This is a genomic window from Falsibacillus pallidus, from assembly GCF_003350505.1.
Taxonomy (GTDB): domain Bacteria; phylum Bacillota; class Bacilli; order Bacillales; family DSM-25281; genus Falsibacillus; species Falsibacillus pallidus.
Map to the genome: position 1 here is coordinate 50929 of NZ_QQAY01000001.1, position 24315 is coordinate 75243.

The 24315-nt window shown below is 42.1% G+C and carries 22 protein-coding genes; all 22 read right to left on the reverse strand.

Annotation, left to right across the window (positions count from 1 at the left end):
* Positions 1–232 precede the first annotated feature (232 nt).
* Positions 233–1327, reverse strand: coding sequence for a BMP family lipoprotein (locus DFR59_RS00240; protein ID WP_114743618.1), 1095 nt, complete (start codon positions 1325–1327; stop codon positions 233–235).
* A 65-nt stretch (positions 1328–1392) separates the two neighbouring features.
* Positions 1393–2121 carry a GntR family transcriptional regulator gene (locus tag DFR59_RS00245; RefSeq protein WP_114743619.1) on the reverse strand — a complete coding sequence of 243 codons (729 nt, stop codon included), beginning with the start codon at positions 2119–2121 and terminating at the stop codon, positions 1393–1395.
* Between the two features lie 427 nt (positions 2122–2548).
* Entirely contained in the window at positions 2549–4891 is a 2343-nt protein-coding gene (locus DFR59_RS00250) for a DNA translocase FtsK (RefSeq protein ID WP_114743620.1), read from the reverse strand.
* Between the two features lie 238 nt (positions 4892–5129).
* Positions 5130–5339: a YlzJ-like family protein gene (locus DFR59_RS00255; RefSeq protein ID WP_114743621.1), complete on the reverse strand. Its 210-nt coding sequence runs from the start codon at positions 5337–5339 to the stop codon at positions 5130–5132.
* Positions 5336–6067, reverse strand: a complete 732-nt coding sequence (locus DFR59_RS00260) for a ClpP family protease (protein WP_425454685.1) — start codon at positions 6065–6067, stop codon at positions 5336–5338. The genes DFR59_RS00255 and DFR59_RS00260 overlap by 4 nt, the downstream gene beginning before the upstream one ends.
* A gap of 252 nt (positions 6068–6319) precedes the next feature.
* Entirely contained in the window at positions 6320–7987 is a 1668-nt protein-coding gene (locus DFR59_RS00265) for a ribonuclease J (RefSeq protein ID WP_114743623.1), read from the reverse strand.
* 141 nt (positions 7988–8128) lie between these two features.
* Entirely contained in the window at positions 8129–9004 is an 876-nt protein-coding gene (dapA, locus tag DFR59_RS00270; protein ID WP_114743624.1) for a 4-hydroxy-tetrahydrodipicolinate synthase, read from the reverse strand.
* 26 nt (positions 9005–9030) lie between these two features.
* Positions 9031–10275, reverse strand: coding sequence for an aspartate kinase (gene dapG / locus DFR59_RS00275; RefSeq protein ID WP_114743625.1), 1245 nt, complete (start codon positions 10273–10275; stop codon positions 9031–9033).
* Between the two features lie 192 nt (positions 10276–10467).
* Positions 10468–11514 carry an aspartate-semialdehyde dehydrogenase gene (gene asd / locus DFR59_RS00280; protein WP_114743626.1) on the reverse strand — a complete coding sequence of 349 codons (1047 nt, stop codon included), beginning with the start codon at positions 11512–11514 and terminating at the stop codon, positions 10468–10470.
* A 123-nt stretch (positions 11515–11637) separates the two neighbouring features.
* The gene (gene dpaB / locus DFR59_RS00285) at positions 11638–12237 is read right to left on the reverse strand and encodes a dipicolinate synthase subunit B (protein WP_114743627.1); all 600 of its coding nucleotides are present in this window, start codon (positions 12235–12237) and stop codon (positions 11638–11640) included.
* A 3-nt stretch (positions 12238–12240) separates the two neighbouring features.
* Positions 12241–13137, reverse strand: a complete 897-nt coding sequence (gene dpaA, locus DFR59_RS00290; RefSeq protein ID WP_114743628.1) for a dipicolinic acid synthetase subunit A — start codon at positions 13135–13137, stop codon at positions 12241–12243.
* A gap of 159 nt (positions 13138–13296) precedes the next feature.
* The gene (locus DFR59_RS00295) at positions 13297–13533 is read right to left on the reverse strand and encodes a YlmC/YmxH family sporulation protein (RefSeq protein WP_114743629.1); all 237 of its coding nucleotides are present in this window, start codon (positions 13531–13533) and stop codon (positions 13297–13299) included.
* A gap of 131 nt (positions 13534–13664) precedes the next feature.
* Positions 13665–14897, reverse strand: a complete 1233-nt coding sequence (locus DFR59_RS00300; protein WP_114743630.1) for a M16 family metallopeptidase — start codon at positions 14895–14897, stop codon at positions 13665–13667.
* Positions 14898–14938: 41 nt separating this feature from the next.
* Positions 14939–15925 (reverse strand): polysaccharide deacetylase family protein, encoded by a 987-nt coding sequence (locus tag DFR59_RS00305; RefSeq protein ID WP_114743631.1) that lies wholly within the window; start codon positions 15923–15925, stop codon positions 14939–14941.
* Positions 15926–16398: 473 nt separating this feature from the next.
* Complete coding sequence (gene pnp / locus DFR59_RS00310) at positions 16399–18525, reverse strand: polyribonucleotide nucleotidyltransferase (RefSeq protein WP_114743632.1); 2127 nt, start codon at positions 18523–18525, stop codon at positions 16399–16401.
* Positions 18526–18717: 192 nt separating this feature from the next.
* Entirely contained in the window at positions 18718–18987 is a 270-nt protein-coding gene (gene rpsO / locus DFR59_RS00315; RefSeq protein ID WP_114743633.1) for a 30S ribosomal protein S15, read from the reverse strand.
* A gap of 143 nt (positions 18988–19130) precedes the next feature.
* Positions 19131–20084, reverse strand: coding sequence for a bifunctional riboflavin kinase/FAD synthetase (gene ribF / locus DFR59_RS00320; RefSeq protein WP_114743634.1), 954 nt, complete (start codon positions 20082–20084; stop codon positions 19131–19133).
* Between the two features lie 19 nt (positions 20085–20103).
* Positions 20104–21009: a tRNA pseudouridine(55) synthase TruB gene (gene truB / locus DFR59_RS00325; RefSeq protein ID WP_114743635.1), complete on the reverse strand. Its 906-nt coding sequence runs from the start codon at positions 21007–21009 to the stop codon at positions 20104–20106.
* Positions 21010–21121: 112 nt separating this feature from the next.
* The gene (gene rbfA / locus DFR59_RS00330) at positions 21122–21481 is read right to left on the reverse strand and encodes a 30S ribosome-binding factor RbfA (RefSeq protein WP_114743636.1); all 360 of its coding nucleotides are present in this window, start codon (positions 21479–21481) and stop codon (positions 21122–21124) included.
* Positions 21482–21496: 15 nt separating this feature from the next.
* On the reverse strand, positions 21497–21775 hold the full coding sequence (locus tag DFR59_RS00335; protein ID WP_114743637.1) for a DUF503 domain-containing protein: 279 nt from the start codon (positions 21773–21775) through the stop codon (positions 21497–21499).
* Positions 21775–23991, reverse strand: coding sequence for a translation initiation factor IF-2 (gene infB, locus DFR59_RS00340; RefSeq protein WP_114743638.1), 2217 nt, complete (start codon positions 23989–23991; stop codon positions 21775–21777). The genes DFR59_RS00335 and infB overlap by 1 nt, the downstream gene beginning before the upstream one ends.
* Positions 23992–23995: 4 nt before the next feature.
* Positions 23996–24313 (reverse strand): YlxQ family RNA-binding protein, encoded by a 318-nt coding sequence (locus DFR59_RS00345; RefSeq protein WP_114744222.1) that lies wholly within the window; start codon positions 24311–24313, stop codon positions 23996–23998.
* Between the last annotated feature and the right edge of the window lie 2 nt (positions 24314–24315).

Sequence of the window (24315 nt, forward strand, 5' to 3'; positions counted from 1 at the left end):
TTATTTAGAGCTGTATATTTTTAAGAAGATCAAGTAGTTAGAGGTCAGACTTCTTAAAAAAAAATAGGAAAAAGGAAATCGAGTATCCTTTTTAAAATCCTAAATAGAAATAGGAACGGATCTCTCTTTCAAATCTCTATTTAGCATTCTACAATCATATTCCATAGGTAGAATACAGGCGGGCAGATGCCCAGCCCGTTTATCCTACAGTTTATTTCGAAAGATTGGCAGATTACTTGCCAGCGTCAAATTTAGCAAACTCATCAGGAGTAGCTGGAACTTTCACTTCTCCATTGATGATTTTGTCTTTCCACTCTTTTACTGCCTTAAGAACATCTTCAGAAAGATTATCTTGTGTTGGAGCAATTCCTACACCGTCTTTATCCAAACCATACTCGATAACTTCTCCACCAGGGAAGTTCCCAGCTTTTGTTTTTGTAGCTAAGTCTTTAACCGCAACGTCTACACGTTTAACCATTGAAGTCAATGTTACGCTCTTTTGCTCACCGTTCACTTCTACTTTACCTTCATCAGCTTGGTCTTTATCTACGCCGATAATCCAGAAATCTTTGTTAGGCTCTTTTGTTTTGCGGTCTTTAGCTTCTTTGAATGCACCGTTTCCAGTTGCACCGGAAGCATGGAAGATTACATCGACATTAGAAGAAAACATTTTGGAAGCGATTTGCTGTCCAACGTCAGCTTTATCAAATGCACCAGCATACTGAACATCTACAGTTGCATCCGGGTTAACAGATTTAACACCTGCTCTGAATCCAGATTCGAACTTCTCGATCAACGGCATTTGAACTCCGCCCAAGAAACCGATTTTATTTGTTTTTGTAGTCAAACCAGCTACAACCCCAACAAGGAAAGAACCTTCTTGCTCTTTGAAGTTGATGCTTGCTACGTTTGGTGCATCTACAACAGAGTCAACAATTGCGAATTGAGAATCCTTGCGTTGTTCAGCGATTTCTTTCACTGCATCAGCCATCAAGAAACCGATACCGATTACTAGATCGAATTTTTTACGCACTAATGTGTTTAAGTTAGTGGAATAATCAGAATCAGAAGAAGATTGAAGATAGTCATATCCGTTTGTGCCTTTTTCCATTCCGTTTTCTTTACCGAATTCTTGAAGGCCTTCCCATGCTGATTGGTTGAATGACTTATCGTCTACTCCGCCGACATCAGTAACCATTGCTACAGTAAATTGATCTTTTCCTTCTTTGCCGCTTTTTCCTTCTTTATCGCTTGATCCACAAGCACCAAGAAGTGTTCCAGCCGCTAAAACTAGTGATAATGCAAGTCCTAACTTACGCTTTTTCACTAAGATTCCCCCCTAATAATGGTTGATGATTTAGTAAGAAATGTGATGAGCAGGGCGTTTGGGTTCTAATTGATGCGCTTACGCACAACATGGAAACTGAACTTGTCCGCTTTGAAATAGTTCACAGAATAGAGAATGGGCTCGTCGTTTTGATCATAATGAAGCTGTTTCAAAACAAGAAGCGCTGTTTCCGGATCACATTCCAGTATAGGAGAAATTTTATCATGGTATCCTATTGGTTCAATCTGAGCGACTGCATGGGTAATTTTTCGGTTAGCCTCTTTTTCAAAAAAAGTGAAAATAGACCCATCCTCATGCGTGAAGTCATGAGGGAAAACGCTTCCAAGCACCTTATCAGTGCAATAAACCACTGGTTCCCCATTTGCTGTCCGGACCCTTTCGATCACGACCATTTCCTCATCCATACTGCATGAAAATCGCCGAATATCATCCTCTGTTGGTCCTTGTGATGTAGAGCTTAAGAAGATGGTTCCGGGTTCCATCCCAGCCTGTTTGATCATGTTGGTCACACTATTCAGCTGTTCGATTCCCGATGTAAACAGTGGCTTCGCATTTACAAAAGTTCCCACACCGTGCCGCCTTATAATCACATTTTCTTCTTCTAAGATTCTAAGGGCTTCTCGAAGTGTTGCTCTGCTAACACCTAATTGCTTAGCAAGATCGAATTCAGAAGGAAGTTTTTCTTTTTCTCTATACACTCCTGCTGAGATATCGTTTTTAATTCGATCGATAACTTGCAAATACAAATGTCTACTGTCAGATTTAATCGTCATTGGATCCCCCACCATATTTTCTCAAGACATCAGACCTCTGATGTATTTCATTCCTACTAATCGAAAATACTATAACACTTTTTCAACTATAAATAAATAGGAGAGTAAGATTTTGTCGAAAAAACTTGTCCTAATTCCACTAGACTGAATCTTCACTGCGAAGGTTTGGAAAATACAGTAATATAAAGCCTTTTCATTTAGGTCTTACATCAAAAATTACCTCTCAAATGTCGATATTAAAAGAATTTTCAGATAAAAAATATATTTAAGAAAACGATTACAATAGTATGTCACATTCCAAAATTAGACGATAGATGTCTGACCTCTTACAACTAAATCTTCTCTCATTTCACCAAAAACTAAAAAAAGTACAGGAGTTTATTCCTGTACTTCTCTCAATGTGTCATGTTAATAAGACTACGTATTTTTATGATGTATGTTCTTCGGAGGATTTGGCAATCAATACCGTCCTTGGTTTACTGCCCTCATAAGGTCCTACAACACCTCTTAATTCCATTGCATCAATCAGCCTGGCTGCCCTGGTATAGCCGATGCGGAATCTTCTCTGAAGCATTGAGACACTCGCTGTCTGCATATCTGCAATCAGTTGAACTGCTTCATCATACAATTCATCATCTACTTCCTCTGACGTCTCTGGGATGTCATCAGGAATCATTTCCTCCTGGTACTGAGCTTTCTGCTGGGAGATGACAAAATCAACTACTTCCTCCACTTCGTCATCTGACAAGAAAGCACCTTGTATCCGAACGGGCTTGGAAGCTCCGACTGGAAGGAAAAGCATATCTCCCCTCCCAAGAAGTTTCTCAGCCCCTCCCATATCCAGTATGGTCCTGGAGTCTGTCATCGAAGAAACAGCAAAGGCGATGCGGGATGGGATATTTGCTTTAATGACACCTGTGATGACGTCAACTGATGGACGCTGGGTTGCTATGATGAGATGGATGCCGGCTGCACGGGCCATCTGCGCCAAGCGCGTGATAGCATCTTCGACATCGCTGGATGCAACCATCATTAAATCTGCAAGCTCGTCTACAATTACTACAATGTATGGGAGCATCGGCTGCTTTTCCCCGGATTCTGCATTATGCCTTTTTACATATTCATTGTATCCTTCAATATTCCTCGTCCCCGTATGGGAGAAGAGTTCATACCTCCGCTCCATCTCGTTAACTACTTTTTTCAATGCCTGCGAAGCCTTCTTAGCATCTGTCACGACTGGAGCTAATAAATGAGGAATGCCGTTGTAAACATTTAATTCTACCATTTTCGGATCGATCATCATCAATTTCACTTCATGTGGTTTTGCTCTCATTAATATACTGGTGATGATTCCGTTAATACACACACTTTTTCCGCTTCCTGTTGCACCTGCAACAAGTAGATGGGGCATTTTATTTAATTCAGCCAAGACTGCTTCACCCGTAATATCTCTTCCTAATCCGATTTGCAGTTTTGCTTCCGGCTTATTATTTTCTTTTGAATCCAACACTTCCCTCAGGGAAACCATTGCAACTTCAGAATTAGGGACCTCGATTCCAACGGCAGATTTACCTGGTATCGGAGCTTCAATCCGTATATCTTTTGCAGCAAGCGCCAATGCCAAGTCATCATTCAGGCTGACTATTTTACTTACCTTTACACCGACATCCGGATGCACTTCATATTTTGTGACCGCCGGACCAAGATGTACTTGGGTTACTTTTGCCTTTACACCGAAACTTTGGAAGGTTCTTTCCAATTTGGCTGCATTGGAATGGATCAATTCATATTCATTGGATTGATCAGTTGCCCTCGGCATCTTCAATAATGCTAAGGAAGGCAATTGGTAATCCAGGTTCTCGACCTCCGTAAACGTAATGGGAGGTGCGCTTGCATCTTCATCGGAGCCCTTTGCTGCAGGTGGGTTATCGTTTTGATTTGAAGGCTCTTCTTTAGGTGATGCCCCGTAAGCCTTGTCAGCAAAACTGGAAATAAGAGGCTCTGATTTCTCTGTAATAGGACTTGGAGATTGTAATTCGTTTTCAACTGAATTCTCCGCCGCTGGTTCTTCCTTCTTCTTCTTCTTGGTCTTTTCTTTATCGTTTGTTTGTTTTTTTACTTTTCGTTCATCAGACCATTCCTTCATGTCCTCAATGAATACATCCCATTGATTCTTCATGAATTCTCCGATCATTTTTGCGGTTTTTCCGGTAAGGTCCCCGATTGACTTGCCTGTAATCAGAATCAAGCCAATCAAAATCAATACTATGGCAACAAATTTTGTTCCCTGCGAGTCAAAAAGGAAATGAGAAGCCGCAAACAGAACAGCGCCTATCATCCCTCCTCCAAGATCTGCGGAGCTCGATTCCCCTCTTACTTCCATCCAGAAAAGCTCCCACGTATTCGTAATGACGCTTGGATTCTTAAAGGGGCCTGATTTTGCCAAAAGCCCAAACAGTTTGAGATGGCTTAACAGCAGCATGCTTGCTTGAAGAGTATAAATGCCCACGAGCCTCCGTTTAAAGAAATAAGGCCATTCTCTCTTCACCATGAAGTAGAAGGCTAATCCCATGATACCGATCAGGGCTGACATATACCATTCCCCTAAAAACAGTCGAAAAAATAAAACAACCGCTTTCCCCACTGCTCCAAGTTTGATGATTGAAATTACACTGAGTGCAATCAAAAGGATTCCAATCAATTCATATTGGAGGGTCTTTTTTACCTCGGTTCTTCTTTTCGTTTTCGTTCTCTTTTTCTTTTTTGCCATTTCAAAACCACCCAATATTCCCATAATATGTATATAGGCCCGCTCCCTTACTAATAAAAAGACGCAAGGCTGACCCATCAATTCCTTTCACCCTTGCGATCCTGGTGTCCGGTTAAATCGAAGGTCAGCCCCATGTATGTTAAACAGCGCCTAAGAGGCGAAGCCTTTTTCTGTTCATTAATCCACTTATATTATAGCATATTGTTTCCAGTGCAGGAAATGGTTCTATCATACGGAATTATTGGTTATTGATGTATTGCCCTGGTTCACATTCAGGAGTCAGGTAATGCGAAGGGTCGCTGCTCATGATCCTCATGACACGGTACCCTTGGTCACATTTCTGCACCATCAGGGGGATGCCATTCCATGTAATCATCTTAGTGGAATCGAATGTGTTTTCACCCGGTGGAAAAATTAATTCCTGCGGCATAGAAGTGTACAGAATCATTGAATCATCCCTTCTTCCTTGTCACCGCTTTTTAAATCTATTAATTCATTCAATTTTTTCATTGCTTTCCCGATGCCCCCGACCTCATCAATCAGGCCATATTCCACTGCATCAGCCCCTACTACATTTGTTCCGATATCCCTTGTCAGATTCCCTTTAGCAAACATGAGGTCTTTGAACTTCTCTTCTGAAATCTTGGAGTGTTTGGTGACAAAGTTCACTACGCGGTCCTGCATTTTGTCCAAGTATTCAAACGTTGCAGGGACACCTATGACGAGACCTGTCAATCGTACTGGATGGATGGTCATCGTCGCTGTTTCCGCAATGAACGAATAGTTGCATGAAACGGCTATCGGTACACCAATGGAGTGGCCGCCTCCCAGCACAATGGATACAGAAGGTTTTGAGAGGGATGCAATCATTTCAGAAATGGCAAGACCTGCTTCAACATCCCCTCCAACTGTATTTAGAAGCACTAATATGCCTTCAATTTTAGGGTTTTGTTCAATCGCCACCAACTGGGGAATAACATGTTCATATTTGGTCGTCTTATTTTGTGGAGGCAGCTGCATATGGCCTTCAATCTGACCAACTATTGTCAAACAATGGATTTTGGAATCCTGTGAAAGCTGAGGCACATTGGTTTGGCCAAGCTGCTGAATTTTTTCCATTAAACCCGAAGGCTTATCTTTTTGATCCTGATCCTTCTGAGGCTCTGATTCATTCATTTTGAATTCCATAAATTTTAGCTCCTTTGGACATATGATATTGTTAGTATCCTCCCACACCCTGATTTCATTCTTTGAGCTATAAAGTTAAAGAACAAAAAAAGATGCCGCGTGGGCATCTTTTTAACCGTCGTCCAGCTCCATCGCCTAGCCCCTCGAGGTCATAAGCCGTACCTCTACGGAAATCAGGATTTCCTTCGAGTTCCGTCTTATGCAGGTCGGGGCTGACCAAGGCGATTCCGCTTTTGTTCTTTAAACTTCCATAATAATCGGAAGGATCATTGGTCTGCGCTTTGTCTTTTCAAATAGGAGGTAGTTCAACTGATCGCGGATATCCTGTTTGATGTTGGACCATTCATATGCATCCCTTGATAAATAGGATTCCACAATCTCTCTTACAAGTTTAGTCGATTGTTCCATCAGCTTTTCTGATTCTCTTACATATACGAATCCCCTGGAAATGATCTCAGGACCAGATGCGATCGTTTTCTCTTTTTTGCTCAATGTGACAACAACGGTAAAAATCCCATCCTGGGAAAGAAGTCTTCTGTCGCGAAGAACAATATTCCCGACATCTCCGACACCGATTCCATCTATCAAGACATTCCCAGCAGGAACCCTGCCTGAGATTTTCATTTTTTCATTCTTATATTCAATAACTTCACCTTTATCAGGGATGATCACTTGATTCTCTTTCATGCCCATAGAATAGGCCAATTTAGCATGAGCAACCAGCATCCGGTATTCGCCCTGAATTGGGATCAAATACTTTGGCTTCATCAAGTTCAGCATCAACTTCAATTCTTCCTGGCTTCCATGTCCGGAAACATGCACTTTTTTATAGCCGGAAAAAACGGAAGCTCCAGCACGGAAAAGCATGTCGATGGTTTTATACATCAAGATTTCAATGCCTGGAGTTGGTGTCGCTGCTATGAAAACGGTATCTCCCTTTTGAATATTAATCAGCTTATGCGCCTGCTTGGCCATTTTCTGAAGAGCCTCGATTGGTTCTCCTTGGATGCCGGTTGCTAAGATGACTACTTCTTTATCTTGATGCTTCTTTACATCCCCGATAGGAATGATTTGGTCCGGATCTACATTTAAATACCCAAGGGATACTGCCACATCCAGAACTCGTTGTATACTCTTTCCAACGACCGCTACTTTTCTTCCGTTTTCTTTTGCAGCATTAAAAACTTGCTGTATTCTAATAAGATTGGATGCAAAGCAAGCTATGATGATTCTGCCTGAAGCTTCGTGGAAGGCATCTGACATCTGGCGGGCAACCAACTCTTCTGATGTGGAATAGCCCGGACGTTCAGCTTCGGTGCTGTCTGACAAAAGGCAAAGAACTCCTTCATCTCCGATTGTCGCCATCTTTCCCATCTCAGGCTTGTACATTTCCGGTGCAGTGTGATCAAACTTAAAATCGCCGGTATGTACAATATTTCCTTCTGAAGTGTGTATGCAAATGCCAACTGAATCAGGTATTGTGTGAGTTGTTTTAAAGAAAGAAATGTCAGCGGTTTCGAATGAAAGCCTTGAATCAGAATGTATGGTGACAAACTTTGCCTTCCCTCTGAAATCATGTTCCTTCAGCTTTTCATTTGCAAGTGCTACTGTAAGCTTTGTTCCGTATACAGGCACGTTGATTTTTTTTAATACATACGGCAGGCTTCCAATTGCATCCTCATGACCATGTGTCAAGAATATACCTTGAATTCGGTCTTTATTCTCTACAAGATAAGTGATGTCTGGAATGACAATATCAATGCCAAGCATTTCGTTTTCAGGAAACATCAATCCTGCATCAATGACGAACATATCCTGATCTACTTCGATTACATACATGTTTTTCCCGGTTTCTCCAACACCGCCAAGTGCGGCAACTTTAATATTCTGCGTCTCTCTATTTAACAATTTCGTATCCTCCCATGTTGATTTTCCCGATCATTAATCAGTTATTTTCATTATACTTGATGATAAATTGGCATTACAACAAAATTCAACCAGTCAATCCATATTAAAAGGCTGGATCGTTTTGATCCAGCCTCATTTTTATCATGATATTGATTTTAGTAATTCCGCAACTTTTGAACGTTCCTGTTCAGTGAGAGGGATTAATGGAAGCCTCACAGAACCTACATCCAGGCCTTTCAGCTGCAATGCTGTCTTGACTGGTGTAGGGCTCGGTGCTGCAAAAAGCCCTCTCATCAATGGCAGTAATTTTTGGTGCAGAAGCGCCGCTTCTTTTAGTTCACCGTTAAAGAAAGCGTTAATCATTTCTTGCATCTCATTGCCCGCAACATGTGATGCCACTGAAACAATTCCAGTTCCCCCAACTGATAGCACCGGCAATGTTAATCCATCATCACCGCTGTAAAGGGCAAAATCATCGGCAGTATTGGCAATGATTTCAGTCATAGCATCTAAATCGCCGCTTGCTTCTTTCACCGCTACAATATTCGGGATTTTAGATAGCTTGACCACCGTATCTGGACTGATGCCAACTGCTGTCCGGCCAGGCACATTATATGCCATGATAGGCAGGTTGGTGGAATCTGCAATCGCCTTAAAATGCTGGTAAATTCCTTCCTGGCTCGGTTTATTGTAATAAGGGGCTACAATCATTACTGCATCTACACCAGCAGCCTCAGCCTTTTTCGTCAGCTCAATGGAAGCATGGGTGTTATTACTCCCTGTACCTGCAATAACAGGCACCCTTCCGTCTACCACCTTAACAACATGCTTAAACAGAGCAACCTTTTCTTCACTTGAGAGTGTCGGAGATTCACCGGTTGTTCCTGCGACCACTAGTGAATCCGTCCCATTGTCAATTAAGTAATTGACAAGAGAAGCCGTCTTTTCAAAATCTACATTCCCTTTACTGTCAAATGGTGTGACCATTGCTGTAGAAATCCGTCCAAAGTTAATCATTAGAAAACCCTCCATGTACAAAAAAATTAAAAATCCGTTGCTTCATATTCAAAAATGTCTTTTTGGAGTTCAAATGCATCATGAAGTGCATTTACTGCCTTAACCAAGTCGGCTTCTTTCACGAGGACCCAGATGGTTGTATGGCTGTCGGCAGATTGAAGGATCCTAATGCCTTCATCAGACAACGCAGTGACGATTTTGGATGTCACTCCTGGAACACCCGTGATCCCTGCTCCGACGACCGAAACTTTGGCACAGCCTTCTTCAACCTGAGGTTCATACCCAAGATTCTTTAATACTACGATTGCGCGCTCAAGTACATCCTGGGATACCGTATAAACTACGCCTGTTGGAGAAATATTGATGAAATCAACACTGATCTGTTCCCTGGCCATTGCACTGAATACTTCAGACTGCAAATTATACTGGTCTTTCTTAGCAAAGACCTTTATCTGGGCAACGTTGCCTACATGGGCGATTCCTGTAACCAGCCTCTCCCTAATATCAGATCCCTTATTCTGTTTGTTGACAGAAGTGACCAATGTCCCCAATCCATCTGAATAGGTTGAGCGGATTCTAATCGGGACCTTTGAGCCCATTGCAATTTCAACGGCCCTCGGATGAATGACTTTGGCACCTTGATAAGCCATATTGCAAACTTCGTTATATGTTACCACTTCGAGTGGACGCGCTTTTTCGGCTATGCGTGGATCTGCAGTCATGATCCCTTCAACGTCCGTAAAAATATCAATCCATTCAGCATTCAATGCAGCTCCTAAGGCAGCAGCTGAAGTATCGCTTCCTCCACGCCCAATGGTCGTGATATCCCCATTTTTAGCTGCACCTTGAAATCCTGCAACAACTACCACATCATGATGCTGGAGTTCACGAAGGATCCTGTCGCATTTCATTTCCATAATCTTAGCGTTTGTATGATCACTGTTGGTCCTAAAGCCAGCCTGCGCTCCTGTCAAAGCAGTAGCATTGATTCCAGATTCAAGCAGCATATTAGTAAAGACAACGCTGGAGATAATCTCTCCACAAGACAATAGAAGGTCTTGTTCTCTTTTTGAAATGGAAGAAGAAATGCCTCCTGCAAGTGAAAGCAGAGTATCCGTAGCGTATGGATCCCCTTTTCTGCCCATCGCAGAGACTACCACTACGACTTTATATCCTTCATTTAATCCTTTTTCTATCTGTCTTTTTGCCTGCTTGCGGCTTTCTTGATCCTTCACAGACGTACCGCCGAATTTCTGCACGATCAACTTCATTTGTTACACCTCTAAAATGATCTGGACCTGGATAGTCGCAGATTGATTGTTGTTAAATTCTTCGCTGTTTGTAAATCAGGCTGTTGAAATACTCCCAAAAATATACGGGAGGTGCCGGATGGCGCCCTGCTTTTATCGTATATTTACAGGGTATTCAATCAGCCTGGGATGTTTATCATACGTTAGTATATGTTATTTTACGATTTCGAGTTTCACTAGGCTCTCGGCAATCTGAACTGAGTTCCATGCTGCTCCCTTAAGGAGATTATCAGAGACAATCCACATATGGAAGCCTTTTTCTTCATCGAGATCTTTTCGAATCCTTCCGACAAATACCTCGTTCTTTCCAACTGCATAGGCAGGCATAGGATATACCTGTTCTTCCGGACTGTCTTGAAGGACTACTCCCGGAGCCTGCGCCATTAAGTCCTTGATGTCTGCAGCTGAAACTCCTTCTTTTTCCACTTCGATGTATACAGATTCTGAATGCCCGGTTTCCACAGGCAGGCGCACGCAAGTGGCAGCTACTTTTAAGTCAGGCATATGCATGATTTTCTTTGTTTCATTGATCATCTTCATTTCTTCGTATGTGTATCCATTTTCTTCGAATTTATCAATTTGAGGGATTGCATTGAAGGCAATTTGATAATGTTTTTCATCCGATTTTACCGGAAGGATAGTCGGATTTGCTTCTTTGCCATCCAATAGTTCCTGAGATTGCGTCCGCAGTTCATCGATTGCCGCTGCACCCGCACCTGAAACGGCCTGATATGTTGATACAACCACTTTGCTCAAACCACAATTTTGGCGAATAGGTTCAAGAGCCGCTACCATTTGAATGGTAGAACAGTTTGGATTCGCAATGATGCCTTTTTGCAGATGAAGATCCTGTTCATTTACTTCAGGAACCACAAGAGGCACTTCAGGATCCATTCTGAATGCACTTGTATTATCTACCACAATCGCACCTCTTTTAACCGCTTCTGGTGCAAATTCCTTTGAAACGCTGCCGCCTGCACTGAATAGAGCGATGTCCACTCCTTCAAAGCTCTCCGGTTTTGCTTCTTGGACAATGATATCTTGCCCTTTATATTTAACAGTAGTTCCTGCTGAACGAGCAGAAGATAATAATGTAAGTTTCTGTATAGGAAAATCGCGTTTTTCTAAAGTTTGTACCATTTGTTGTCCGACGGCGCCGGTTGCACCGACTACCGCAACATGAAAACCTCTTGATGACATGAGATATTCCCCTTCCGATTCTTTCGAAATTTAGTGTATTAATAAGTAATATCGTATATTTTAACACATTACGAATAGTTGCCCTATTATTTTATTAAGAATCCGGAAAAAGTTGAAGGGGAATTATTCCCCATCTAAAAATCGTTCTACAATAACCGGCTGGATCTGCTTTCCTTCCAATGCTGCCAGTATCGTTGGCTGAAGCATACTCATTCGTGCCACCATTGATTTTGGCTTCTTTTCAGGATCATCCTGGCCAAAAGGAATGAAGAAAATATCTTTGGCTCCCATTAGGGTCATTAGATTCACGCCATTCAGCCCCAGTGCATCATTTGTTGAGATGCCAAGGACCACTGGCCGATGATTTCTTATTGTGGCTTTAGCAGCCATTAAGACAGGACTGTCGGTAAGCGCATTTGCGAACTTGCTCATGGAATTGCCTGTCAACGGGGCTATGACCATGCAATCCAATGGATATTTGGGGCCGAGGGGTTCTGCCTTTACGATGGAATCGATAGCCTTATTTCCTGTCACCTCTTCTATCCTTTGAATCCAATCCTCACCTGCTCCAAATCGTGTTTCCGTATTTTGAACAGTAAAGGTAACGACCGGTACGACTTCTGCTCCTGCTTCAACCAGCTTTTTAATTTCAGGGAACACAGCATCGTAAGTACAATGGGAACCTGTTAATCCGAATCCAATTCTTTTTCCAGCTAAACTCATGTTTCAGGGCTCCTTCCTTTTTAAGAAATCCTCTTCCAGTAATTGAGCCAGTACTCCCGCTAATATCTGGCCAGCTGTTTTAGGGGCTACTATCCCAGGCAGTCCTGGTGCAAGCAGTGCTTTGATTCCCCGTTTTTCCGCATACCGAAAATCTGTGCCGCCAGGTTTGGAAGCCAAATCTATGATGAGTGTCTGCGAAGGCATCTTAGAAATGACATTTGCTGTGACGATCGGATATGGGATGGTATTGATGCAGATATCGACATCTGACACTTCCTTCGGCAAATCATTTAAATGGAATGGAGTCAATCCCATTTCTGTGATTCTCGCAATATGTTCTGATTTCCTTGCACCTACTTTGACTTTTGCTCCAAGGTGGGCGAACGCCCGGGCTACACTCATTCCGACCCTTCCAAGACCGAGTACGGCAACTTTAGATCCATGGATTGTAAAGTCCGTATGCTGAATCGCCATCATCATGGTACCTTCTACCGTTGGGATGGAGTTATAGATAGCGACATCATCACGCTCAAATAATTGCACCAAGCGCCGGTTTGTTTTCGTTGTAATGCCATCTAAATATGGATTACTTATTCCTGAATACACTGTACAGTGAGCGGGAGTCTTCATAAGGATATCTTCAGTAAGCAATACATTTTCATTTGAGAAGATGGTTTCTACCTTGCCCTCTCCGTTGGTCCCAGGCACTGGGAGGATGATGGCATCCATCACCGAGAAATCCACTTCATCGAGCTTTTCTTTCACTGCTCCTGTAAATGCATGGTCCAGCTGTTCAAATCCGATGAGCGAAATTTTCGCATCCAGTTCTGTCAGCCTTCGAATGATTTCCAGTTGACGAGCATCTCCGCCGATCACTGTGATCTGCATTCCGGTCAACATCAATGCATTCACCTTCTTTGTCCTTTATCATCTATCACATATAACCATTAATTCGTATTCACTTCCTCAGTTTATGAGTCATCGTTTCAATCGGTGAGTCATCCAACTAAAAAAGACTGCCGCAGGTAATCTGCAGCAGCCGATATTATTTATGGACAATTACTCTGGTACTTCTAAAATCATCATATCACTGCCAATGGTCCTGATATGATTCCAAGGAACCCTTATCTCCGCTCCACGCCCTCTGCTTCCAAACCATTTGCCTGTAGGGATGATAAGGGAAGATATCTCACCTGTCCGGACATCGATTTCCAAATCAGTATGCCCCAATATACCCAGTCTTTCCGCTTTCCGATAATCCACAATTTCTTTTCCGCTCAATTCACTCAGCCTCATTAGATCACCTCTGCATAATACCTATTACTACAATGTATAAGGAGTTGGCCCATTTTAGAAGCAAGTATTTAGTTTATAGGAATAAAAAAAAGGACCAGCAGCTTTTTTTCTGCAGGTCCCTTTCCTATTCATTATTGGCTAGGAAGATCATCATTCGGTCCGATCAAAGCAACCGAATATTCATCCTTAAAGATTTTATTGGCGAGTTCATTCACTCCTGAAATCGTTACACTGTCGACTTCATCGACAATTTCATCAAGGGTGCGATGCCTGCCCAAGAGCAATTCATTCTTCCCGTTGCGGCTCATGCGGCTATTAGTACTTTCAAGACTGAGCATCAAGTTTCCTTTTAATTGCTCCTTGCTGTTGTTCAGCTCTTTTTCTGTAATCCCTGTTTTCTTAAGCGCCGCCAGCGTCTCTTGAATGGTTTCAAATAGCTGATTCATTTGCTTGGAGCCTGTTCCACCATAAACTGTAACCATTCCACTATCTTTATAGGACGTATGATAAGAAAAAACAGAGTAGGCTAAACCGCGCTGTTCACGCACCTCTTGAAACAGTCTTGATGACATGCTTCCGCCCAGAATATTATTGAGAGTTATCAGGCTGTATACATCTTCATGTCCGATAGGAAGACCTTCGTAGCCAAGACATAAATGAGCCTGCTCCGTATCCTTTTTACGTGTTAATCGATTAGTGTGGAATGAAGGTTTTGTCTCCTCATTGCTTCTTTTTCCACCTTCATATGTACCGAAGCGTTCCTCAATTTTTTTAATGAATGATTCTTTAATATTTCCTGCAATCGAAATGACTACTTTATCAGGTGTGTACATATTATGCATGTACTCTTTTAATGTATTTTGATTGAAGGTTGAAAGTGTTTCCTCTGTACCCAGGATAGGATATCCAAGAGAATGTGTTTCATAAGCAGCTTTACTTAGCAGGTCATGGACAATATCATCGGGAGTATCTTCATACATCTTGATTTCTTCATAAACCACGTTTTTCTCTTTTTTCAGTTCTTCTTCGTCAAAAGTAGAGTTGAAAAACATATCCGCTAAAATGTCCAGAGCCATTTCAGAATGGGTATCAAGAACCTTTGCATAATAGCATGTGTACTCTTTTGATGTAAACGCGTTTACCTGTCCGCCTATGGAATCGAATGCTTCTGCAATTTCACGGGCTCCCCTGTTTTCTGTCCCTTTAAAGAACATGTGCTCTAGAAAATGTGAGATGCCGTTGTTCACGGGAGTCTCATCTCTCGAACCAGTTCCGATCCAGACGCCCAGAGCAACGGATCTGACTGTCGGTATTTCTTCTAGTACAATTCGTACACCGTTTTGGCAAGTATATTTCTTTATCAATTGTGTTCCTCCTGTTCTAGATGATCAAACCTAGTTTGTTTTTATTGTTTTTCGGAAAGTGGTGACGGCAGCTTAATGATCCGTTCTTCATTTACTAAATCAGAAACGGTCCCGAAACGCAATTGCTTCTTTTTGATTTCTTTAATCAAGGCATCAAGTGCTTGTGAAGAAGATTCAGTCGGGTGCATTAATATCATGGCACCAGGATGGACTTTTGATGTAACCCTCTGTAATAAAACCTGTGGAGATGGCTTTTGCCAATCTATCGTATCGACACTCCACATTATGGTGCCAAGATGTAGTCCAGATGCGATATTTACGACTTCTTCCCTGTAGCTGCCGCTTGGCGGTGCAAACCACTTTACTTTTTCCCCAGTTGTTGCCTCAATGACATCGTTGGTCTTTTGCAGTTCTTCCGTTATACGTCCGTTCGTCAATTTTTTCATATCAGGATGTGAATAGGAGTGATTCCCAACTTCATTTCCTGCTTCGACGATCATCTTTGCAAGGTTGGGGTTTTCTTTTACCCATCGCCCTTCAAGGAAAAACGTTGCCTTTACATCATTTTTCTTCAGGGTCGCAAGCATATCCGGCAAGTATTCATTTCCCCATGCGACATTTATCAGTAATGAAACCATAGGTTTGTCCGGATTGCCCTTATAAATGGGAGAAGGCGGCAAATCCTTCAAATGGACGGAAGGAGGTATTTGTTTAAAAATTAATTTTTGTTCATTGAATTTTTTTGATTTCTTCATTTTTTCATAAGAAGCCTTGATATCAACTTCCAGCCCATTATAACCCGGTATGGTTTTCCACACTTTATCAATTTTAGCATTTTGCGGCGGAATTGAAAATTGTTGAGCTGCTTTTTCTATATCTGAATAAAGCTGATTTTGAGAAACAGCCACCTCAAGCGCAGCATCCTTAAGCCCATATACATACTGTGATGACAAAGGATTCTGAATAACCGCTGCAGCGATCACCACAATCAGTCCAACCTCAACCAAACGTCTCTTATCCACGTCCATTCCTCCTTCAATAAAAAATATGAGAAAAAGGGACAAGGTAGAACGAAAAGCGGAAGCGGCTTGAAAGCCCCGACCAGCATAAGACGGAGCTCGAAGGAAATCCTGATTTCCGTAGAGGTACGGCTTATGACTCGAGGGGCTAGCCGCTGGAGCTGGACAATCGAAAAGCTCCACTGGCTGCCCAGAGGCGCCGAGGTTGGACTGAAGCGCTGCGAGATAAAGGAATCACGATGAGCTTTAGCGAATCGATGATGACTTATCGTAAGTGTGCTGAGCGAAGTCTCCCAGCCTCTAGGAGGCGGAGCTGGATTGAGAAAAGCGGAAGCGGCTTGAAAGCCCCGACCTGCATAAGACGGAAAACTTGGTGAGCAAAATAGGATTTCTTGATAAAAAAAGGCTGACTCCAAAAAAGCCGGCCTCTCTTCAAAATAGAAGAGAGAAATTGCTTTTTTCTTATGAGTCAGCCCTCTCGATTATTTCTGTTCTTGCTGTTCCTCTTTTTCGCGTTGTTCTTTAAGAACCACTTTTCTTGAAAGATTTACGCGGCCTTGATTGTCAATATCGATGACTTTCACCAATACTTCATCACCAAGCGCCAATACATCTTCCACTTTGCGAACACGTTCTTCAGCCAATTCAGAAATATGGACAAGTCCATCTTTACCGCTGAAGATTTCAACAAATGCACCGAATTTTTCAATGCGTTTGACTTTACCAAGGTAAATTTGTCCAACTTCTACTTCACGGACAATATCTTCAATGATTTTCTTGGCCTTTTTATTCATTTCCTCATCTATAGAAGAAATGAATACTGTACCATCTTGTTCAATATCAATCTTAACACCGGTTTCTTCAATGATTTTATTGATTTGTTTTCCGCTCGGTCCAATAACATCACGGATTTTATCAGGATTGATCGTCATTGTCAAAATCTTAGGCGCGTATTGAGACAGCGACTCACGCGGCTCGGAAATAGTGGAAAGCATGCTGTCCAATATCTGCATGCGGCCTTTTTTAGCCTGCTGCAATGCTTCTTCAAGGATTTCACGGGACAACCCATCAATCTTGATATCCATTTGAAGAGCAGTGACGCCTTTATCAGTACCTGCCACTTTAAAGTCCATGTCTCCAAGATGATCTTCCATGCCTTGGATATCGGTCAAAATCGTGTAATGTTCACCTGATTTAACAAGTCCCATTGCAATTCCCGCTACAGGTGCTTTGATTGGCACCCCGGCATCCATCATTGCAAGTGTGCTAGCGCAGATGCTTGCTTGTGATGTAGACCCATTTGATTCAAGCACCTCGGAAACAAGGCGAATCGTATATGGGAAATCCTTTTCGTTCGGGATGATTGGCTCAAGGGCACGTTCACCAAGTGCTCCATGACCGATTTCACGGCGGCCAGGACCACGCATTGGACCAGTTTCCCCTACACTGAATAATGGGAAATTATAATGATGCATGAAGCGTTTTGATTCTTCAAGTCCAAGACCATCAAGGATTTGAACATCTCCAAGAGCTCCTAGTGTACATACGCTCAATGCTTGAGTTTGTCCACGTGTAAATAAACCTGAACCATGGGTCCTTGCAAGAATTCCGACCATTGAAGAAAGCGGACGGATCTCAGCTACTCCACGCCCGTCAGGACGTACTTTATCCTCTGTAATTAAGCGGCGGACTTCACCTTTGACAAGCTTATCCAACACTTTTTTCACTTGTTTGATTGTCTCATCAGTAATGTCTTCACGCTCTTCGTAAGATGCCAGAACCTCATCTTTTACTTCCTTAATGGCAGCTTCACGTGCATGTTTTTCCTGCACTTGGATAGCTGGAATCAATTTGGATTCACACATAGCGCGGACTTCTGCTTCAATATCTGAATCAACGACAGAAAGCTCAACCGTCATCTTTTCTTTGCCGACCTTTGCTACAATCTCTTCTTGGAAAGCAATCAGTTTTTTGATTTCTTCATGCCCGAACATAATTGCTTCAAGCATAGTTTCTTCCGGAATTTCCTCAGCTCCGGCTTCAACCATGTTGATTGCATCTTTTGTACCTGCAACGGTTAAATGCATTTTGCTCTTCTCCAATTGTTCAACAGTCGGATTAATGACAAATTGATCATCAACCAATCCAACGATGACACCGGCAATCGGGCCATCAAAAGGAATGTCCGATACAGAAAGAGCCAAAGAAGAACCAAACATTGCTGCCATTTCTGATGGGCAGTCTTGATCCACACTCATGACCATACTGATTACTTGTACTTCGTTGCGGAAACCATCCGCAAATAATGGCCTGATCGGTCTGTCAATCAAACGGCTTGTCAAAACGGCTTTTTCGCTTGGTCGGCCTTCACGTTTGATGAATCCACCCGGGATTTTCCCAACTGCATAAAGACGTTCTTCGTAGTTTACAGTCAATGGGAAAAAGTCCAGATTTTTTGGTTCCTTTGATGCAGTTGATGTACTTAATACTGCAGTATCACCATAGCGGATAAGAACCGCTCCATTTGCTTGTTTTGCTAATTGTCCAACTTCTACTGTCAAATTACGGCCAGCCCAGTCGGTGGAAAAGATCTGTTTATCTTGTTCCATATGTTAACCCCTCTCTGATTAAAACTTTTCAATGTATATTGTTTCATTTTATCATAAAGCACATAGTGCTGATATAATCATTAAGTATAGACATTATGTATTTTAGTCAATATTCTCATTAGTAAGTCATAATTCTTAAAAGTTTTTTAAGCTAATAAAAAAGCGGGAAAAATCCCGCTTCTTTTACATGACTTATCGACGTAAACCAAGTTTGTTGATCAATTCACGGTAACGCTGAACGTCACTGTTACGCAAATAAGTTAACAAGTTACGACGTTTACCTACCATTTTAAGAAGACCGCGACGAGAGTGGTGGTCTTTCTTATGAGTACGCAAGTGATCATTCAAATTGTTGATTGATTCCGTAAGGACAGCAATTTGAACTTCTGGAGATCCAGTATCTGTGTCATGGATTTTATACTCATTGATAAGTTCATTTTTACGCTCTTGAGTGATAGCCATCCTGTTCACCTCCTATGTTAAATTAAAAGGAAATAAATCCTTTTTAATCCCCTGTTACTGAGCAAGCGTCGGAGACTCGACTTGCCAAGCAAAGGTTCATTTCACCTTTATTAGGATACTACTATCAGATTGAAATTGCAAGTCTAAAAAAGATCTTTCGCAAAGTATTCCTTTGCGGTCTCTTTATCTTTCGCAATCTGCTCGATCAATTGATCGATTCCACTGAATTTCATTTCATCCCGGATTCTTTTATGCCATTCTACCAAAACTTCCTCACCGTAGATAGAACGATCGAAATCTAATATATGGACTTCTATTGACATGGAATATTCATCGGGATTTTTAAATGTCGGCTTAAATCCAATGTTGCAAACACCATCATGCCATGTATTGTTTACATGGAGCCTGACAGCATAAACACCTTTTAAAGGTACAAGGAAATCATCATTGAATTCAATATTGGCTGTAGGAAAGCCGATCTTGCGGCCGCGTTTATCTCCATGAATGACAGTCCCTGCGGTCGTGTACCAGCGTCCAAGTAAACTAGGAATCTGTTCAACCTTCCCCGTATTAATCTTTTCACGGATCAATGTAGAACTTACTTTTTCTCCAAATTCATTAACCAGCTTTTCCACTGTAGTTTGAGAAAATAAATCACGGGAATGGAATGGCATCGTTTCCATTTTTCCTTCACCAAGTTTTCCATAGCTGTAGTCAAATCCGGCTACAACATGCTTTACATTCAGCCCAATCACATACTGATCAATGAACTCCTGAGGTGAAAGGCTTGCGAATGCAGAAGTGAAGCGGACTACAAAAACGTAGTCTATCCCTATTTCTTCAATCTGTTTCACTTTTTCCTTTAAAGGTGTAATGTATTGCAGATGTTTATGCTTATGTCCCAAAACCACTGACGGATGTGGATCAAATGTCATTACGGCACTCTTTATCCCTTTTTCCCTGGCAATTTCAAGGGCTGTATTCATGACTTTTTTGTGTCCAAGATGTACTCCATCAAAATAGCCAAGGGCCATAACTAGAGGAGGAAAGTCCTCGTTATTATAAGAATGTGGATGATGGATCATTATTTTCTTCAAGATTCCTCACCTATTTTCTCTATTCGATGCGGAGAACTTTCACCGGCTTGATCATGCCAGCCTTTGTAGGATGGGGTTGATAGATAGCCAATGCTTGGCCATGTTCTGTAAACACCCACTCATGTGCATCCGGTAAATCAGCCGTGCTTTCTAATACTGCTCCGTTTTTCACTTTCTCTGCTAATGTATCACTAATTTCCCTTATCGGCAAATGAGAAATACCTCTTTCCAAAGGGTATATTGCTTCTTCCACTATCCCTTTTTCAGTCATTTCTTTAAGCTGTTCAAGAGTAATACAATCTTCTTCTGTAAATGACCCCGAAGAGGTTCTCATTAAGTCAGACATGTGCGCGGGATAACCCAGCAGTTCTCCGATTGTCACCGCCAAGGTCCTTATGTATGTCCCTTTACTGCATGAAACGTTAAAGCGGAAACGGACAGTTTCCTCTTCCTGTTGAATCGGACCTATTAATTCAAGGCTGTATACATGAACGGTCCTGGTCGGACGCTCCACCTCGATGCCTGCCCGAGCATATTCATATAATTTTTTCCCATTTACCTTTACGGCAGAATACATAGGGGGTGTCTGTTGGATTTCCCCAGTCAGCTGCGATAGAACCCCTAGGACGGATTCCTTGGAAATTTTTTCATTAACAGTTCTTGAATCAACGATTTCTCCGGAGGCATCTTCCGTTGTTGTTGAGAATCCAAGGGTAACTTCGCCCTCATATGTTTTTCCTGCATTCATGATATAGTCAGAAAGCTTCGTCGCCCGTCCAAGGCAGATCGGGAGTACTCCGGTCACATCTGGATCCAAAGTGCCCGTATGGCCAACTTTTTTCATTCCAAGAATTTTCCTCACCTTAAATACACAATCGTGGGAGGTCATCCCTTTAGTCTTCCATAACGGTAAAATACCATCCATAATCTGTTCACCCTTTATCATCCAAGCAGCCATTCATTATTACCCAGAAGAGCCGGCCGCCCATGGTTTTGTCCATAAAAAAGGGATAGACATATTCGTCTATCCTATCCACTTATTCATTATCCCCATTGGTATCTTCTTGTATTCCTCTTAAAAGGTTCTCAATCCGATTACCATAGTCGATTGATTCGTCAAATTCAAAAATCAATTCAGGCGTTTTGCGGAGGCGGATTCTTTGTCCGATTTCAGAACGAATGAACCCCTTTGCTTTGGCTAAACCTTTAAGCGTATTCTCTTTCTGCTCTTCATCTCCAAGAACAGTAATGAATACTTTCGCCTGCTGCAGATCACCGGAGACTTCAACATCCGTAACGGTTACAAAACCGATGCGGGGATCTTTGATTTTCTTCCCGATGATATCGCCTAATTCTTTCTTCATTTGTTCGCCTACACGATTCATACGGTGGGCCATGATGATTCACCCCTTTTACAACCACTCAAAAGTTGTCTGTCCTCTTTCCCATTCTGGGAAGGAGTCCATGAATTTTAATGCACGCTCCAATTCCCTTTCAGAAGCTTCTTTAGATGAAGATACTGTGACAATTGCAATCTTAGTGCGCTGCCACATATCCTGATAATCCACTTCAGAGACCGAGACGTTATATTTTTGTTTGAGCCGCGTCAACACACGTTGAAGCACGGCTCTTTTTTCTTTAAGTGAATGGGCATCAAATATAAAACACTCACATTCAGCATAACCGATCATTAGCGAGCGATTTCCTCCATGATGTATGCTTCAATGATGTCTCCTTCTTTTAAATCGTTGAAGTTTTTGATTGTAATACCGCATTCATAACCACGGTTTACTTCTTTTGCATCATCTTTAAAGCGCTTCAATACATCGACTTCGCCTTCAAAGATGACTACTCCGTCACGAATCAAGCGGATTCCGCTGTCACGGGTAATCTTTCCTTCGGTAACGAAGCTTCCGGCAATTGTACCGACTTTTGAAACTTTAAATGTCTGGCGCACTTCTGCCTGGCCGATGATTTTTTCTTGGAATTCAGGATCAAGCATCCCTTTCATTCCAGCCTCGATTTCCTCGATTACCTTATAGATGATTCTGTGTAATCGGATGTCGACGCCTTCTGCGTCAGCAGCGCGCTTCGCATTGACATCTGGACGCACATTGAATCCGATGACAATAGCATTTGATGCTGCAGCAAGAGTAATGTCAGATTCATTAAGGGCACCGACGCCAGTATGAATGATTTTAACATTTACACCCTCAACTTCAATTTTTTGAAGGGCAGCTGCAACTGCTTCAACAGATCCTTGAACATCTGCTTTCAGGACGATATTCAAGTCTTTCATCTCGCCTTGTTTCATTTGTTCGAATAATGTATCCAGGGTAACCCTGCTCTTTTCTCCTCGGGAGGCCTGCAAAGCTTGCTGTGCTCTGTTTTCTCCAATTTGACGAGCAGTTTTCTCATCTTCAAAGACAACAAAACGGTCACCTGCATGCGGCACATCACTTAAACCAGTGATTTCAACCGGAGTTGAAGGGCCTGCTTCTTTGACACGGCGTCCAAGGTCGTTGACCATTGCACGTACGCGTCCAAAAGTATTACCAACAACGATTGGATCACCGATGCGGAGAGTACCATTTTGTACTAGTAATGTAGCAACTGATCCACGCCCTTTATCCAATTGGGCTTCAATAACAGTACCAATAGCATTTCTCTTCGGATTGGCTTTATACTCTTCAACTTCACCAACTAACAGAATCATTTCAAGCAAGTTGTCGATGCCTTCACCAGAAAGAGCAGATAGTGGAACAAAGATTGTGTCTCCACCCCATGCTTCAGAAACCAATCCATGTTCTGTCAATTCCTGCATGACGCGGTCAGGATTTGCTGCCTCTTTATCCATTTTGTTTACTGCAACGATGATTGGCACTTCTGCAGCTTTAGCATGGTTGATTGCTTCAACTGTTTGAGGCATTACACCATCATCTGCTGCTACCACTAGAATGGTAATATCCGTAACTTGAGCTCCTCGTGCACGCATTGTCGTAAATGCAGCATGTCCCGGTGTATCAAGGAACGTGATTTTCTTATCATTTACTTTAACTTGATAAGCTCCGATGTGCTGAGTGATTCCTCCAGCTTCTCCGGCGGTAACCTTTGTATTGCGGATAGAGTCAAGCAAAGTTGTTTTACCATGGTCGACGTGGCCCATGATTGTAACAACGGAAGGACGTTCAACCATATCTTCATCAGAATCTTCTGTGAAGTATACTTCAAGATCTGTAGTATCGATTTTGATTTCTTCTTCCACTTCTACACCGTATTCGTCTGCAATCAATTCAATGGCATCTTTATCAAGTTCCTGGTTGATTGTAGCCATGATGCCGAGCATGAACAGCTTTTTGATGATTTCAGAAGGCTCACGATGGAGTTTTTTACCTAATTCAGCTACAGTAAGGGACTCAGTGAACGTGATTTTCGCCGGCAGTTCTCTTTCCTTCTTCTTTTGAGGAGGAGCTTGATGAGACTGCTGTCTGCCTTTTGATTGATTTTGGTTCCTATTTCTATTGCCGCCCTTTTTATTGTTGCTGTTGAAGACTTTATTTTCTTTTTGCTGGTACTGCTGGTCGTGCTTTTTGCCTTCTTGGCTTTTAGGAGCGGATTTTACTTTAACCTTTGTTGGAGAATCCTCTCCATCATCAGTTTTTCTTGGTGCTGGCTTAGAAGGATTGCTCTTCGGCTGGTTTTTTGCATTTGATTGCGCCGGTTTGGAATCTCCCTTGCCGCTGTCCTGTTTAACATTAAAGATAGAATTCAATTTCACCAACACATCGTCATCAATTGTTGTCATATGGTTGGAAACTTCAACATTCATATCTTTTAATTTTGAAATGATATCCTTACTGGAAACATTATGTTTTTTTGCATATTCGTAAATTCGCATTTTACTCATATGTTCACCCCCATTGAGATTCATCGAGCAATAATGCAAGCTTTTTTGCAAAGCCTTCATCTAATAGAGCCACCACAACCCGGGCATCCTTGCCAATCGCTTGACCTAGGATTTCCCTGTTTTCAACCCTTTTTACGGGTACATTATAGTAATGGCACTTATCAAGTATTTTTTTCGAAGTATTATGCGATGCATCCTCCGAAAGCAACACAAGCTTTGCTCGACCGTTTTTAACATCTTTGACTACAAGCTCTTCGCCTGAAATCGTTTTTCTAGCTCTGTTGGCAAGTCCTAATAATGACATCCATTTTTTTTGATTCATCA